This is a genomic window from Bacillus cereus group sp. MYBK222-1 (assembly GCF_051916425.1).
GTDB classification, from domain to species: Bacteria; Bacillota; Bacilli; order Bacillales; family Bacillaceae_G; genus Bacillus_A; species Bacillus_A paranthracis.
Genome location: NZ_JBQAGP010000002.1, coordinates 701589 through 716030, shown reverse-complemented (window position 1 = coordinate 716030; position 14442 = coordinate 701589). Strand labels below are relative to the sequence as shown.

Genomic DNA, 14442 nt, shown 5'->3' with positions numbered 1-14442 from the left:
GAGAGAAAGGTCTGAACGAAACAACGTTCAGACCTTTCTTTTTGTAAATAATAAAGGGGGAATGTAGATGAAGATACCTGTTTTAGAAGGAAACATAGTATGCTTACGTTCTGTGGAACCGGAAAAGGATTACAGACAGTGGTATGAGGTAATGAAAGATCCAGATATGCACCATTGGACAGGGAATGTGACTCCAAAAGATAGTAATGAAATTAAGGACTTGTTACATACTTATAAAAATTTAAAAGATATTATAGCTTGGTCAATTATAACGAAACACACAAAGGAAATGGTAGGGACATATTGGATCTCTGTGCCAACGGTGGATGAAAATAAAAAGTTAATTGTGAGTGCAGAGGCTCAGCGGATTGCACGTAAGTTTTGGCGTACAGGTGTCAATCGAGAAGCAAGGAATTTAATATATAATTACTTATTTTTAACTTTAGATGTGGATGAGATCCGTGCGCAGGCTTGGGATAATAATATCAATTCATGCAGGTCTATGGAACAAATAGGCTTTAAATTAGAGAATCAAGTGAAACGCTTATTCCCTAAATACAATGAACTATTTTTGGAAAACCATTATGTACTATTTAGAGAGGACTGGTTTGGATAAAAGGTTATGGCTGAAAAAATAAAATAATATTTGAACGAAGTGCCTTCCTCGTCTGTATACATTTATGAAAGAATAGATGAGGGAGGCTTTTTTATGTCTAATAAATTACTTCTTACTTTTGCTTTAATTGGAGTTATAGTCGTATTTTCTTGTGGTTTGCTATTACCGATGCCAATCGGATTTAAAGTATCAATGATTACAGCTGGAGTTATGATGATTGTTATGTTTTCAATCATTATTCCATTTGATAGAAAACATATAGTAAGAAAAAATGGATATAAAATTGATTTTACGAAAACAAAAGTATATTTTCGCTGGAATGTATTTGATACGATTTCGGCTTGCCTGGCAGTGTATGCATGTATATGTGTGCAAGCATTAAATATTTTAGTTTCAACCGGCGAGACAATTCAAAACCCGTACGTTCAATTTTTTACGAATCAATCACAAGTATGGATTATTGTCGCAAGTGGCTATTTAATTTCCCGTATTTCATTAACGTTAAAAGGAATAAAGGAGATCAAAAATCATGGCGCAGATTGGGATTGAGGAGGAACTTATGCTTGCGTATCAAAGTGGAGATAAGCAGGCTGGGGAAAAACTATACGTTTTAATCAAACCCGCGCTATACACATTTTTATATCGATTTAACCGAGATGAACAATTGAGTATCGACCTTGTCCAAGATACGTTTTTGACGCTAGAGCGTAAGAAACATATGTATGAACCTGAAAAGGGAAAAATAAAAACGTATTTATTTCAAATTGGTTATCGTCTTATGATTAATAAATTAAATAGGAGAAAAAAGTGGCGTACGCTTTTGCCGTTTTTAGTGCCGATTCAGGAAAAAGAATTTTCTCACGAAGATCGGCTCACAGTAAGAGAAGCAATTTTGAAAGTTCCAGAAGAGCAAAGAGCGGTCCTAATCCTGTCTTATTATCATGACATGCAGCAAAAAGAAATTGCAGAGGTATTAGATATTCCAGTCGGAACGGTGAAGTCGAGACTTCATAACGGGATAAAGAAATTGAAACAATTGCTGGAGGTGGACGAAATTGAGCGAAAATCCCTTTAAGAGTGAATATAAATTAAAACAGCATTTAGATAGTGACCATATAGAAGTACCGGACTTTCCAAAAACGGTAAGTCGATTCGATCGATTAATCGGGTTTCTTGGTTCCCCGGCGAAAGATCCTGTGGAGGCTACGATTGGGAATGATTTATCAATTGTATTTCATGTATCGTTATTAGTTGGGGTTCCAATTCTTTCTCTTATTACGATACTCTTTATGACGCTGTAAAGGATTGGCAAGGAGGGAAACCTGACCTCTATTTGACACGCCTATATAAATGATGGTATAAAGAAAAGTATATGAATAATTGAGCGTGGAAAGGGAGAAGTAGTGATCATTTCCCTGTTTTAGAGAGCTGATGGTCGGTGAAAATCAGCACATAGATGATCGCGAATTACGCCCCTAGAGCATCTTTTTTCGATTGAATTGTATTCAAAAGGGAAGAGACGGTGCTAAGCCGTTATGTAAATAAGGTGGTAGGCTTTTTTGGTCTGCAACTAGGGTGGTAACGCGATAATCAAAATCGTCCCTTATTTGAAGGGGCGATTTTTTTATGTTTTTAACCTTCACGCCAGTAATGAACTTAAAGGAGAGTATGTAGGATATGGGTATTTTACAAGATCTTGAATTTCGCGGTCTAATTAATCAGCAAACAGACGCTGAGGGCCTTGAGCAATTATTAGAAAAAGAAAGCGTTAAATTATACTGTGGTTTCGACCCGACAGCGGATAGCTTACACATCGGTCATATGTTACCAGTATTAATGTTACGTCGCTTCCAATTAGCTGGTCACCAACCAATCGCACTTGTTGGCGGTGGTACTGGTATGATCGGTGATCCAAGTGGTAAAAAAGCAGAGCGTACATTAAATACGAAAGATACAGTTGCTTACTACACAGAAAGCATTAAAAACCAACTTTCAAACTTCTTAGAGTTCGAAAACGTGGAAAACCCAGCAACAATGGCTAACAACTATGACTGGCTTGGTAACTTAGATGTCATTTCATTCTTACGCGATATCGGTAAAAACTTCGGTTTAAACTATATGTTAGCAAAAGATACAGTAGCATCTCGTTTAGAGACTGGTATTTCATTTACTGAGTTTAGTTACATGATTTTACAATCATACGACTTCTTAAACTTATACCAACACCATAATTGCCGCCTACAAATCGGTGGTAGTGACCAATGGGGTAACATTACAGCTGGTCTTGAATTAATCCGTAAATCAGAAGAAGATGCGAAAGCATTCGGTTTAACAATTCCACTTGTTACTAAATCTGACGGTACGAAGTTTGGTAAAACAGAAGGCGGCGCAATTTGGTTAGACCCAGAGAAAACAACTCCTTACGAGTTCTACCAATTCTGGATTAACACAGATGACCGTGATGTTGTTAAATACTTAAAATACTTTACATTCTTATCTCATGAAGAAATTCTTGAGCTTGAAAAGCAAGTAGCTGAAGCACCAGAAAAACGTGCAGCACAAAAAGCATTAGGTGCAGAAATGACAAAACTTGTTCACGGCGAAGAAGCATTAGAGCAAGCGATTAAAATTTCAGCTGCATTATTCAGCGGTTCTGTAGCAGAACTGACTGCAAGCGAAATCGAGCAAGGATTCAAAGACGTACCATCTGTAGAACGCACTGCAGAAGATACAGTATTAATCGACTTACTTGTAGAAAGCAAAATCTCTCCATCAAAACGTCAAGCACGTGAAGATGTAACGAACGGCGCAATCTACGTAAACGGTGAGCGTACACAAGCATTAGACTACGTTGTAACAGAAAAAGACCGCATCGAAGGTAAATTCACAATCATTCGCCGCGGTAAAAAGAAATATTTCTTAATTCGTTACTAATCCGAAACGAATATAAACAAATAGTACCCCGAATTGTAGGCTGAAAAGTTTATGATTCGGGGTTTTTATGTATGGATTTAAAACGCCGCATCTTTTCTTTTGAATAGAATATAAAGAATTAATATGAGCATATAAAGTAAACTCACTAGCATAACGATAAATGCTGTTGGATAAAATTTTGCTGCATATATAAAGAAGTCGATTTGATAAATATCTTCGTAATTTGAAACGGTGCCTTTGAAGTAATTCGTAAACTTAGCGCTATATTTCCATTCATCAGGATCATCTATTAAATTACTTCCCTGATACCAATTAATAAGCGCGGAAGTAATAAACAACATACATGCACTGCCTAACTGAACCATTTGGTTTATTGTCAAAATGAATCAACCTCCTATTTTATGGTTATTATAGCGTGCATTCATATACTTGTAACCATTTTGTTGTAATCTCCTTTTCGAGTTCATACGGAAATCACATGTAAGCGGTATGATAAATGTATAACAACTAGAAAGGAGTGGTAAAACAAAATGTCACTAGAAGCGCTCATTATTTTTTCTTTGCTAAATGCGGGTCAGCTTGCAGAGAATTCGAAGGTGGATGTACATAAAGAGCAGAAAGATGCTTATGTATATGTTCAGAAAGAGGAAAATAAATAATTTAATTTTATATATAAACGAAAAAAGCCAATCCACAGGATTGGCTTTTTGTCATTAACGAGAGTAGAACTCTACGATTAATGCTTCGTTGATTTCAGCTGGTAACTCAGCACGCTCAGCGTGACGAGTGTAAGTAGCTTCTAATTTGTCAGCATCGAAAGTTAAGTATTCTGGTACGAAGTTGTTAACTTCGATCGCTTCTTTAACAACAACAAGGTTGCTAGATTTTTCGCGAACGCTGATAGTTTGACCAGGTTTTACACGGTAAGATGGGATATCTACGCGAGCGCCATCAACCATGATGTGACCGTGGTTTACTAATTGGCGAGCTGCACGACGAGTGCGAGCTAAGCCCATACGGTAAACTAAGTTGTCAAGACGAGCTTCAAGAAGGATCATGAAGTTTTCGCCGTGCTTACCAGGCATTTTACCTGCTTGGTCAAATGTGCGACGGAATTGACGCTCAGTCATGCCGTACATGTGACGAAGTTTTTGTTTCTCTTGTAATTGTAAACCGTATTCTGAAAGTTTCTTACGTTGGTTAGGACCGTGAGGACCTGGTGCGTAAGGGCGTTTTTCTAATTCTTTTCCTGTGCCGCTTAGAGAGATTCCAAGACGACGAGACAGTTTCCAAGCTGGACCTGTATAACGAGCCATAGTTGACTCCTCCTTTAAAATGTTTTTATTTACGTAAAATAAAAACAGACGTAATCGATATTTACGGGCATTTTGTTTTCATGTACCTTCGCTCCAGCAGCAGGGAGTTACGAGATACACCTCCGTAGAGGAACAAAATACAAACGATAAACTCACATTACAAGGCTGCCTTTTTATTTTACACAAACGCTATTATATCTTTTACCCAGAGTTTCGTCAAGCGAGTACGTTTTTGTTTTATGCATATAAATTTTGGAAATGAACAAGAAGGAATTTAAAACGATATAAAAGAAGAGATAGAAACACAAATAAAACGCTTACATAAAATGAAGTAAAACGTTCATCAAAGTTTTAATGATGAATATGCGGCAATAAAAACATAAAAGGGGATGTTTTTATGAAAAAGAAGCATATGGAGACAGCGTTAATTCATCACGGTTATACATCAGAGGAACATAAAGGAAGTTTAACACCGCCTTTATTTCAAACGTCTACATTTACATTTGAGACTGCGCAGCAAGGAGAGGCGAGTTTTGCGGGAGTGGATCCATCTTATATTTACTCAAGACTTGGAAATCCGACTGTGAAATTATTCGAAGAACGTATGGCGGTGTTAGAAGGAGGAGAAGAAGCGCTTGCTTTCGGATCCGGTATGGCAGCTATTTCCGCAACGTTAATTAGTTTTCTAAAAGCTGGAGATCATATTATTTGTTCAAATGGATTATACGGCTGCACATACGGTTTTTTAGAAGTGTTAGAAGAAAAATTTATGATTACGCATTCGTTTTGTGATATGGAGACAGAGGCTGATATGGAAAATAAAATTCGCCCGAATACAAAGCTTATTTTCGTTGAAACACCGATTAATCCGACAATGAAATTAATTGATTTAAAACAAGTGATTCGGGTTGCGAAGCGAAATGGGTTACTTGTTATTGTTGATAATACGTTTTGTTCACCTTATTTACAAAGACCGCTTGAACTTGGCTGTGACGCGGTTGTTCATAGTGCGACAAAATATATTGGTGGTCACGGTGATGTTGTGGCGGGTGTAACAATTTGTAAAACGAAAGCGTTAGCTGAAAAAATCCGCCCGATGCGAAAAGATATCGGCGGTATTATGGCACCGTTTGACGCATGGTTATTGTTACGCGGATTAAAGACACTAGCAGTAAGAATGGATCGTCATTGTGATAATGCAGAAAAAATTGTATCGTTCCTAAAAAATCATGATGCGGTAGAAGGTGTTTGGTATCCAGAAGGAGAGTTAGCATCTCGCCAAATGAAACGTGGGGGCGGTGTTATATCTTTTTCAATTAAAGGCGGGAAAGAAGAGACGCAGGCGTTTATTAATGACCTTCACTTTATTACAATTGCGGTAAGTTTAGGAGATACAGAAACGTTAATTCAGCACCCAGCAACGATGACGCACGCCGCGATTCCAGCTGCGTTAAGACAAGAAATGGGCATTTATGATAATTTAATACGTTTATCTGTTGGTTTAGAATCGTGGGAGGATATTGTTTCTGATTTAGAGCAAGCGTTAAAGAAAATATCTACTGTTAGTAATCAATAAAAAAAGAGCTAGCTATCGGTTTTGTACGTCATGTACTTAATCGATAACTAGCTCTTTTTTGTTACATATGTTTTAGGAGTGTTTCCACAAACTTTTCTAAATAGCGCTGATCTACTTCGTCGAAACGGTTTTTTTCAGGGCTATCAATATCAAGTACACCAATGACATTCCCATCCTTAATAATCGGTACGACGATTTCTGAATTTGAAGCACTGTCGCAAGCGATGTGTCCTGGGAATTGATGAACGTCTGCTACAAGCTGTGTTGTTTTCGTTTCAGCTGCAACGCCGCAAACGCCTCGTCCAAATGGAATGCGCACGCAAGCAGGCATTCCTTGGAATGGTCCAAGAACGAGCTGATTTCCTTCTGTTACGTAAAAGCCAACCCAATTAACACGATCCAAAAATTGGTTTAATAATGCGGACGCATTTGATAAGTTTGCGACTACGTTTGATTCGCCAGTTAATAATGCATCCAGTTGTTTTATTACTGTCTCATATTGCTGCACGCGAGATCCTGTATAACTTTCTTTAGTAAACATGGAAACAGCTCCTTTTTTATCGAGATGTGTAAAATATTAGCAAAATACGATGTATTTCACATGACTTTGTCGATAGAAAATTAAAGGAATTTGTCTTAAAAGTCAAGAAATTTACACTATAGCTGTTCAGTGAGAGGAAGTGAGCGCATGAAACAGACGAAACAAAAAGTAATTGATGCGGCAATATCGTTGTTTAACACGAAAGGTTATGATGGAACGTCGGTGCGAGACATTGCAAAGCGAGCGGATGTGAATGTAGCGAATATTTCATATTATTTTGCTGGAAAGCAAGGCCTATTAGAGCAGCTTATTACTAATTTTTTAGAAGGGTATATTCATGTGATTGAAACGTCCTTTGAACAGAGAGAATATTTGTCGGCTAAAGATGTGATGGTGCAAATGGTGCGCGGGATTTTACGATATCAATTTGATAATAGGGAGCTGACACGTTTCTTTTACCGAGAGCTTTCGCTTGATACGACATTAATTCGCGAAGTGATGACCGTTTATTTTTCTAAAGAAAGATATTATATAGAGCAAATGATTAGACAGGGACAAATGAAACAAGAGTTTAAGAAGGTATCTTTTACAATGTTTATGACGCAATTAAAAGGCATGATAAATATGCCGTTTTTATATCCGCAATATATATCAGAAGTGTTGCATTCTTTTCCATCTGAGACCTTTTTCTTAGAAATGTACACGAAAGAAATTGAACAATGGATGGAACAAACATTATGTATAACGAATATGTATTATGAATGGCCAAGAGCTGTTCATATGTGAGAAATCCCCACCTAACGAACTGAGGTGGGGATTTTTGTGCTTTCTTTTCTTTGCCATAAATTGTTGCATAATAGCGCGATAATTGTTAATGAGGCTCCAGCAACTTCAATTTTGTCGACTGTATAACCTCGAAAGATGGAACCGATAAGTGCAAGTACAGGAACTAAATTCATAAATAATATGCCATTAATGGATGAAATATAGCGATTTCCTGCGTTCCAGCAAAATACTGCGATAACGCCTGCAATAATAGACATATATAAGAGTTCAAAACGAACGTTCATAATTGTCGATAGTGAAGGTACAGTAATGACGTTTGTATAAGTTAAAAAAGTGACGATAGTGATGAGTGAAATTGAGCCAAATAAACAAGTTAACGTCGTATACCTAAGTGGTGACCAAGATTGAAAACTAGCACCACCGTTTGTATAAATGACCCAGCAAGTAACGCCGCATAACATAAGTATATTTGTTGAAAGGTGACTGGCAGCTCCAAATAATAAGTGAATATTTCCTTTTGAAATGACAAGCATAACACCGATAAGTGCAACGAACATACAAAGGAAAGTGTAGTTTTGTGGACGTTTGTTTTTTGTTATCCACTGCAATAATAAAGCGATGAGTGGCATAAGAGACTGAATCATCGCGGCATGGATGGCTCCAGACGGTCCGGCAAGTTGCTGTCCGTAGAAAACAAGAAAACCATATCCTGCGAAACCGACTGTTCCGTAAAAGAGTAACGAAAGTGTTTTCTTTTCTAAGCGGAGTGACTTTGTCCCTTCGGTCATTAATAACAGAATAAGAAAAATAATAGCTGCTGATCCATAGCGAATCGTTGTGAAGAAGAATGGATCGATAAACTGTAAGGCGTTTGCCATGACAGGAAACATAAATCCCCAAGCCGTTACGGCAAGTAAGCATAGGAGGGATCCGAGTAGCATTTGTTTTTTGTTCAAGAGTATCTTTCCCCTTTACATTTCGTTATAGTAAGTTGATGAAATAAGTATAAAGAGTAATTGTTTATAGAAGGAAATATCGATTTTTTATGACAGTTATAACTTTTTGTTAGAGGTGTGTACGATGGATTTGGAGGCAGTACGATCGTTTATTGAAGTGAAGAATACGCGAAGTTTATCAAAGGCGAGTAAGATTTTACATATTTCGCAGCCAGCGCTTAGTAAACAAATTCAAAGGTTAGAGGCCGATTTAGAAGTTACTTTACTGAAGCGTTCCGCGCAAGGAGTGGAATTAACAAGTGCTGGAGAGCTATTTATAACAAGAATGTTACCGATTTTGGAACACATACATGAAGTGAAAGCCGAGATGAAGAAATTTCAAGAGAAGCGAAACATTTCTATAGGCATATTGCCAAGTTTAGCAGCACATTATATATCAAAATGTAAAGATGTATTAGGTGACGGGTTCGAAGTAGAATGGAAAATTGAGCATACGAAAGTACTGATGGGACTCTTTAAAGAACGGAAGATTGAAGCGATGTTCATCGATTCAGTAGTAGAAGGTGCTACGTGTATAAAAGAAATACGAGAAGAAAAAATTGTGTGTGTCGTTTCAAATGATCATCTTTATAAAGAGAAAACAGTAATCCGAATGGAAGATTTGCAAAATGAAAAGTTAATCGTATACCCAGAAATCTGCGATGTAAGAAAAATGATTACGAATATGTTTCAAGGGATAGGTGCGAAACCGATTATTGCATTTGAAACTTCTTATGCAGAACCGATGCTTGCGATGGTCAGTGCTGGACTTGGCATTACGTTACTTCCAGAAATAGCAGTAGAGCAAGCGGTAAGGCAAGGAAATGTGCATGCGATTTCTATTGAACCGCCACTTTTGCGCAAAATTTATTTCGCATCTCATATGGAAGAAGGCCTTGTATTGCATTCATTTGCTGATGAGAGGTAATCCAAACGGAATATTGAGAAAGATTACAATTGCATTGAAAGAAACATGAAATTTTAAAAAAAACTAGGTCAAAAACAAACGATTACATGGTATGATTAGTACATTGTTAGTTGTTAAATATAGGGGAATTCCCTTTTTATACATAATGCCTTCCATTTCATAAACGGAACGGACAAAAAAAGAGATATAACTAGGAGGCTTTTTTGCATGGATTCTATCCTGACGATCGTTATCATTGTAGTAAGCTCTATTCTAGTGCTGCTCATGATAGAGCTTGTGATAAGAAATCGTTCATATAAAGATATTGAAGCACTTGAGCAGTGGAAACAAGAGATAAAAGATAAACCTGTGGCAGATGAACTAAAACGGGTGAAAGATTTAAATATGACGGGTCAAACAGAAGAACTGTTTGGTAAATGGCGTGAAGAATGGGATGAAATTGTATCAACAACCATTCCGAAAGCTGAAAAAGATTTAGCGCAAGCGCGAAAATTCGCCTCGCAATTCTCCTTCCGAAAAGCAAAGCATGCGATGAATGAATCCATAAGTGGTTTAGATGACGCTGATAATCGTATTACAGACATTTTAAATGAATTACAGCAATTGTTAGAAAGCCATGAAAAAAATAGCTCGGAAATCGAAGGGTTACGTGATACATATCGTAGTATGAAGAAGAGTGTTCTTGCTCATAGACATATGTATGGAGCAGCAGAGCAGAAAATCGAAGAGATGCTAGACGCTGAATCTGAGAAATTTAAAACCTTTGAAGAAGCAACAAACAATGGCGACTATTTAAAAGCGAGAGAAATTGTTATTAGTTTGGAAGAAGGTTTAGCAGATTTAGAAATCATTATTCACCAAATTCCAGATTTATTGGTAGAGTGTCAAGCGACGTTACCGGTTCAGTTGGAAGATTTATTACACGGACATAATGATATGGTAAGACAAGGTTATGTATTAGAGTATTTGGAAATTCCTAAAGAAGTTCGCGATATGAAGAAACAACTACAAATATGTTTAATGGATATACAGGAGCTTCACATAACAGAAGCGGCTGAAAAAGTAGAAAACTTAAAAACAAGTTTAGATAGCTTCTATGATCAACTAGAACAAGAAGTACATGCGAGACATTATGTGGAGCAAAAAACACTTTCTGTTTATGAAGACTTAGAAGAAATTCGCATTGAAACGATTGAAACAAAAGCAGAAACACAGCTCGTGAAACAAAGCTATCAGTTACAAGATAAGGACATTGAGTCTCAAAAAGTAATTGAAAAGCAAATGCACATTTTAATGAAACGTTTTGAAATGTTGCAATTACGGGTTGCGGAACAAGATATTGCCTTCTCTATTATTCGTGAGGAACTAGAAGAGATTTATGAGCAATGTGAAACATTAAAAGTACTTCATGCAGAATATAAAGAAATGCTGCAAACGATGCGCAAAGAAGAATTTGAAGCGCGTGAGAAGTTACAAGAAATGCGAAATACTATTTTCGAAACGAAACGCTTTATGCAAAAGTCGAATTTGCCAGGTCTTCCAGAGAGCATTATGGAAGATTTAAAAAGAGGACAAATGGCAATGCAAGCTGTATATGAGCAATTAGAAGTGAAGCCGTTAAATATGAATGCTGTAAATAGCAGTTTAGAAGAAGCTTACACAACTGTTAATGGTGTTGCTGAAATGACAGAAGAGTTAATTGGACAAGCGTATTTAGTTGAAAAATTAATTCAATACGGTAATCGTTACCGCAGTCATGATGAAAACCTTGCAGAGAGCTTAAATTATGCGGAGAAATTATTCCGTGAATATCAATACGATGCAGCTTTAGAACAAGCGGCTTCTGTACTAGAGCAACTTGAGCCTGGCGTTGTTCAAAAAATAGCTGAATATGTAGACAATGAACAAACCCTTTCATAAGGGTTTGTTTTTTTGTGTAATTTTGCAGGCGATGTTGCTATAATGAATAGCGGAATACAGTAAGGTTATTCGTTTTAAAATATAACGGAACCTTTGAGTAGTCTTAGCGTAATGACACGTATTTGTGATATGATTATATGATGTGACAGCGCTGAAAGGGGAAGAACGATGATCTATTTTGATAATAGTGCGACGACAAAGCCATATCCAGAAGCTCTTCAATCGTACGTAACGGTTGCGGGGAAATATTTTGGGAATCCTTCTTCTATTCATTCGCTTGGAGGAGAGGCAGAGCGTCTATTAACACAATCAAGAACAATTGCAGCGCAGCTTCTTCACGTTAAGCCTTCTGAAATTATTTTCACATCAGGTGGAACGGAAGGGAATAACCTTGCGATTAAAGGAATAGCGATGAGGAATCGTTCGCGCGGTAAACATATCATTACAACAAATATTGAACACGCGTCTGTGTTTGAAGCATATAAACAATTAGAAGATCTCGGTTTTGATGTAACATATTTACCGGTTAATGAGCATGGTGTTGTATCGGTAGAGGATGTAAAACGAGCGCTTCGTGAAGATACGATTCTTGTGTCAATTATTCACGTGAACAACGAGACTGGAGCAATTCAGCCTGTTGCTGAAATTGGAACGTTATTATCGAATTATCCGAAAATAAGATTCCATGTGGACCATGTACAAGGGATAGGAAAAGTACCGCTTAATTTATACGCTTCTCATATTGATCTTTGCTCAATATCTGGACATAAATTCCATAGTGTAAAAGGAACGGGTCTTCTTTATGTACGTGATGGCGTAAGGTTAGATCCAATTTTATCAGGTGGTCAACAAGAGCTGAAGTATCGCTCTGGTACAGAGAACTTACCTGGCATTGTAGCGATGGTGAAAGCACTTCGCATGACAATGGAGCAAGTGAAAGAAAAGGTAGCTCATTTGCAAAGTTTACAAGCAGAGCTTGTTCGTTTCTTTAAAGAGATGGAAGATGTAACGATTAATACGTCGCTTGCATATGCAGCACCGCACATTTTAAATGTATCATTTGTAGGTTTAAAACCAGAAGTGGTCGTTCATGCTTTAGAAGAGCACGGTGTATATGTATCAACGAAATCTGCTTGTTCTTCAAAAGCAAATGAAGTGAGCAGAGTGTTAGTGTCAATGGGAGTACCACATGCCGCTGCTGCAAGTGCTATTCGCATTAGTTTAGCACCAGAAAACACGATGGAAGAAGTAAAGCAATTTGAAGGTATTGTGAAAGAGACGATGCCAAAATTATATGAAGTGATGAGGTAAAGGAATATGATGACATATGAATATATTTTAGTTCGTTATGGAGAGATGACGACTAAAGGTAAGAACCGTTCTAAATTTGTAAGCACATTAAAAGATAACGTAAAGTTCAAACTGAAAAAATTCCCAAATATTAAAATCGATGCAACACATGATCGTATGTATATCCAATTAAATGGCGAAGATCATGAAGCGGTATCTGAAAGATTAAAAGATGTGTTTGGTATTCATAAGTTTAACTTAGCGATGAAAGTACCATCAGAATTAGAAGACATTAAAAAAGGTGCATTAGCAGCTTTCTTACAAGTAAAAGGCGATGTGAAAACATTTAAAATTACTGTACACCGTTCTTATAAGCATTTCCCAATGAGAACGATGGAATTATTACCTGAGATTGGTGGACACATTCTAGAAAATACAGAAGATATTACTGTAGATGTTCATAATCCAGATGTAAATGTACGTGTAGAAATTCGCAGTGGCTATAGCTACATTATGTGCGATGAGCGTATGGGAGCTGGCGGTTTACCAGTTGGCGTTGGCGGAAAAGTAATGGTACTTCTTTCTGGCGGTATTGATAGCCCAGTAGCAGCGTACTTAACGATGAAACGCGGCGTATCTGTGGAAGCAGTTCACTTCCATAGCCCACCTTTCACAAGTGAGCGCGCAAAACAAAAAGTAATCGATTTAGCACAAGAGTTAACGAAATACTGTAAACGTGTAACACTTCACCTTGTTCCATTTACAGAAGTGCAAAAAACGATTAATAAAGAAATCCCATCTAGTTACTCAATGACAGTTATGCGCCGTATGATGATGCGTATTACAGAGCGTATCGCAGAGGAGCGTAACGCTCTAGCAATCACGACTGGTGAAAGTCTTGGACAAGTAGCAAGTCAAACGTTAGATAGTATGCATACGATTAACGAAGTAACAAACTATCCAATTATTCGTCCGCTTATTACGATGGATAAATTAGAGATTATTAAAATCGCTGAAGAAATCGGCACATATGATATTTCAATTCGTCCGTACGAAGATTGCTGTACAGTATTCACACCAGCAAGCCCAGCGACGAAGCCGAAGCGTGAAAAAGCGAATCGTTTTGAAGCGAAATACGATTTCACACCATTAATCGATGAAGCTGTAGCGAACAAAGAAACTATGGTATTACAAACGGTAGAAGTAGTGGCGGAAGAAGAAAAATTCGAAGAACTTTTCTAAAACCATAAATTACCATATGTAAACCGTGTATGAAGTCATGTTATTTATCACACTCTATACTCACAAGGAGGTGATATAACATGGCACGTAGCACAAATAAATTAGCGGTTCCTGGTGCTGAATCAGCATTAGACCAAATGAAATACGAAATCGCTCAAGAGTTTGGTGTTCAACTTGGAGCTGATGCAACAGCTCGCGCTAACGGTTCTGTTGGTGGTGAAATCACTAAACGTCTAGTTTCACTAGCTGAGCAACAATTAGGCGGTTACCAAAAATAATCCCATATGATGGCTTAGAA

Annotated in this window: 17 protein-coding genes and 1 other annotated feature; of the genes, 13 read left to right on the top strand and 4 right to left on the bottom strand. The window is 37.4% G+C overall.

The features are described 5' to 3' along the window. Positions 1-67 precede the first annotated feature (67 nt). From ACTFR9_RS15735 to tyrS, 5 genes are all read left to right on the top strand, one after another. Positions 68-616 carry a GNAT family N-acetyltransferase gene (locus tag ACTFR9_RS15735; RefSeq protein ID WP_000701361.1) on the top strand — a complete coding sequence of 183 codons (549 nt, stop codon included), beginning with the start codon at positions 68-70 and terminating at the stop codon, positions 614-616. Between the two features lie 93 nt (positions 617-709). Next, positions 710-1165 carry a hypothetical protein gene (locus ACTFR9_RS15730; protein ID WP_000066454.1) on the top strand — a complete coding sequence of 152 codons (456 nt, stop codon included), beginning with the start codon at positions 710-712 and terminating at the stop codon, positions 1163-1165. Next, entirely contained in the window at positions 1146-1691 is a 546-nt protein-coding gene (locus ACTFR9_RS15725; protein ID WP_000057192.1) for an RNA polymerase sigma factor, read from the top strand. Before ACTFR9_RS15730 ends, ACTFR9_RS15725 begins: the two co-directional genes overlap by 20 nt. Then, the gene (locus ACTFR9_RS15720) at positions 1672-1917 is read left to right on the top strand and encodes a hypothetical protein (protein WP_001293775.1); all 246 of its coding nucleotides are present in this window, start codon (positions 1672-1674) and stop codon (positions 1915-1917) included. Before ACTFR9_RS15725 ends, ACTFR9_RS15720 begins: the two co-directional genes overlap by 20 nt. A gap of 77 nt (positions 1918-1994) precedes the next feature. After that, positions 1995-2223 (top strand) — a binding site (T-box leader). 70 nt (positions 2224-2293) lie between these two features. After that, positions 2294-3550, top strand: coding sequence for a tyrosine--tRNA ligase (gene tyrS, locus ACTFR9_RS15715; RefSeq protein ID WP_000512096.1), 1257 nt, complete (start codon positions 2294-2296; stop codon positions 3548-3550). A gap of 77 nt (positions 3551-3627) precedes the next feature. On the opposite strand, the gene ACTFR9_RS15710 is transcribed toward tyrS, so the two are convergent. Beyond that, the gene (locus tag ACTFR9_RS15710; RefSeq protein ID WP_000154634.1) at positions 3628-3930 is read right to left on the bottom strand and encodes a YjdJ family protein; all 303 of its coding nucleotides are present in this window, start codon (positions 3928-3930) and stop codon (positions 3628-3630) included. A 150-nt stretch (positions 3931-4080) separates the two neighbouring features. Between ACTFR9_RS15710 and ACTFR9_RS15705 the strand changes: the two genes are divergently transcribed. Continuing rightward, entirely contained in the window at positions 4081-4209 is a 129-nt protein-coding gene (locus ACTFR9_RS15705) for a hypothetical protein (protein WP_000050944.1), read from the top strand. Positions 4210-4263: 54 nt separating this feature from the next. On the opposite strand, the gene rpsD is transcribed toward ACTFR9_RS15705, so the two are convergent. Next, positions 4264-4866 (bottom strand): 30S ribosomal protein S4, encoded by a 603-nt coding sequence (rpsD, locus tag ACTFR9_RS15700; RefSeq protein ID WP_000135319.1) that lies wholly within the window; start codon positions 4864-4866, stop codon positions 4264-4266. 397 nt (positions 4867-5263) lie between these two features. On the opposite strand from rpsD, the gene megL reads away from it, so the two are divergent. After that, on the top strand, positions 5264-6442 hold the full coding sequence (gene megL, locus ACTFR9_RS15695) for a methionine gamma-lyase (protein ID WP_229136261.1): 1179 nt from the start codon (positions 5264-5266) through the stop codon (positions 6440-6442). A 61-nt stretch (positions 6443-6503) separates the two neighbouring features. Here megL and ACTFR9_RS15690 read toward each other — a convergent pair whose 3' ends face one another. Continuing rightward, positions 6504-6983: a GAF domain-containing protein gene (locus ACTFR9_RS15690; RefSeq protein ID WP_000494346.1), complete on the bottom strand. Its 480-nt coding sequence runs from the start codon at positions 6981-6983 to the stop codon at positions 6504-6506. A 147-nt stretch (positions 6984-7130) separates the two neighbouring features. Between ACTFR9_RS15690 and refZ the strand changes: the two genes are divergently transcribed. After that, a complete protein-coding gene (gene refZ / locus ACTFR9_RS15685) occupies positions 7131-7769 on the top strand; it encodes a forespore capture DNA-binding protein RefZ (RefSeq protein WP_000814931.1) in 639 nt (212 codons plus the stop codon). Between the two features lie 11 nt (positions 7770-7780). Here refZ and ACTFR9_RS15680 read toward each other — a convergent pair whose 3' ends face one another. Then, entirely contained in the window at positions 7781-8725 is a 945-nt protein-coding gene (locus ACTFR9_RS15680; RefSeq protein ID WP_229136260.1) for a DMT family transporter, read from the bottom strand. A gap of 124 nt (positions 8726-8849) precedes the next feature. Here ACTFR9_RS15680 and ACTFR9_RS15675 point away from each other — a divergent pair, with 124 nt between their 5' ends. The 5 genes from ACTFR9_RS15675 (at position 8850) to ACTFR9_RS15655 (ending at position 14422) form a co-directional block, all read left to right on the top strand. Beyond that, positions 8850-9692, top strand: coding sequence for a LysR family transcriptional regulator (locus ACTFR9_RS15675; protein WP_000362561.1), 843 nt, complete (start codon positions 8850-8852; stop codon positions 9690-9692). A gap of 207 nt (positions 9693-9899) precedes the next feature. Next, the gene (gene ezrA / locus ACTFR9_RS15670; protein ID WP_000377297.1) at positions 9900-11612 is read left to right on the top strand and encodes a septation ring formation regulator EzrA; all 1713 of its coding nucleotides are present in this window, start codon (positions 9900-9902) and stop codon (positions 11610-11612) included. A 168-nt stretch (positions 11613-11780) separates the two neighbouring features. Further along, on the top strand, positions 11781-12923 hold the full coding sequence (locus ACTFR9_RS15665; protein WP_000638965.1) for a cysteine desulfurase family protein: 1143 nt from the start codon (positions 11781-11783) through the stop codon (positions 12921-12923). Positions 12924-12929: 6 nt separating this feature from the next. Further along, complete coding sequence (thiI, locus tag ACTFR9_RS15660; protein WP_000989282.1) at positions 12930-14144, top strand: tRNA uracil 4-sulfurtransferase ThiI; 1215 nt, start codon at positions 12930-12932, stop codon at positions 14142-14144. A gap of 80 nt (positions 14145-14224) precedes the next feature. Continuing rightward, positions 14225-14422 (top strand): alpha/beta-type small acid-soluble spore protein, encoded by a 198-nt coding sequence (locus ACTFR9_RS15655; protein ID WP_000124489.1) that lies wholly within the window; start codon positions 14225-14227, stop codon positions 14420-14422. Positions 14423-14442 lie beyond the last annotated feature (20 nt).

Excerpts from the sequence above, each read along its gene's own strand:
- megL (WP_229136261.1), top strand. The coding sequence starts at position 5,264 with ATGAAAAAGAAGCATATGGAGACAGCGTTAATTCATCACGGTTATACA.
- ACTFR9_RS15690 (WP_000494346.1), bottom strand. The coding sequence starts at position 6,983 with ATGTTTACTAAAGAAAGTTATACAGGATCTCGCGTGCAGCAATATGAG.
- ACTFR9_RS15675 (WP_000362561.1), top strand. The coding sequence starts at position 8,850 with ATGGATTTGGAGGCAGTACGATCGTTTATTGAAGTGAAGAATACGCGA.
- thiI (WP_000989282.1), top strand. The coding sequence starts at position 12,930 with ATGATGACATATGAATATATTTTAGTTCGTTATGGAGAGATGACGACT.
- ezrA (WP_000377297.1), top strand. The coding sequence starts at position 9,900 with ATGGATTCTATCCTGACGATCGTTATCATTGTAGTAAGCTCTATTCTA.
- refZ (WP_000814931.1), top strand. The coding sequence starts at position 7,131 with ATGAAACAGACGAAACAAAAAGTAATTGATGCGGCAATATCGTTGTTT.
- ACTFR9_RS15705 (WP_000050944.1), top strand. The coding sequence starts at position 4,081 with ATGTCACTAGAAGCGCTCATTATTTTTTCTTTGCTAAATGCGGGTCAG.
- ACTFR9_RS15725 (WP_000057192.1), top strand. The coding sequence starts at position 1,146 with ATGGCGCAGATTGGGATTGAGGAGGAACTTATGCTTGCGTATCAAAGT.
- ACTFR9_RS15730 (WP_000066454.1), top strand. The coding sequence starts at position 710 with ATGTCTAATAAATTACTTCTTACTTTTGCTTTAATTGGAGTTATAGTC.
- rpsD (WP_000135319.1), bottom strand. The coding sequence starts at position 4,866 with ATGGCTCGTTATACAGGTCCAGCTTGGAAACTGTCTCGTCGTCTTGGA.
- tyrS (WP_000512096.1), top strand. The coding sequence starts at position 2,294 with ATGGGTATTTTACAAGATCTTGAATTTCGCGGTCTAATTAATCAGCAA.
- ACTFR9_RS15735 (WP_000701361.1), top strand. The coding sequence starts at position 68 with ATGAAGATACCTGTTTTAGAAGGAAACATAGTATGCTTACGTTCTGTG.
- ACTFR9_RS15655 (WP_000124489.1), top strand. The coding sequence starts at position 14,225 with ATGGCACGTAGCACAAATAAATTAGCGGTTCCTGGTGCTGAATCAGCA.
- ACTFR9_RS15665 (WP_000638965.1), top strand. The coding sequence starts at position 11,781 with ATGATCTATTTTGATAATAGTGCGACGACAAAGCCATATCCAGAAGCT.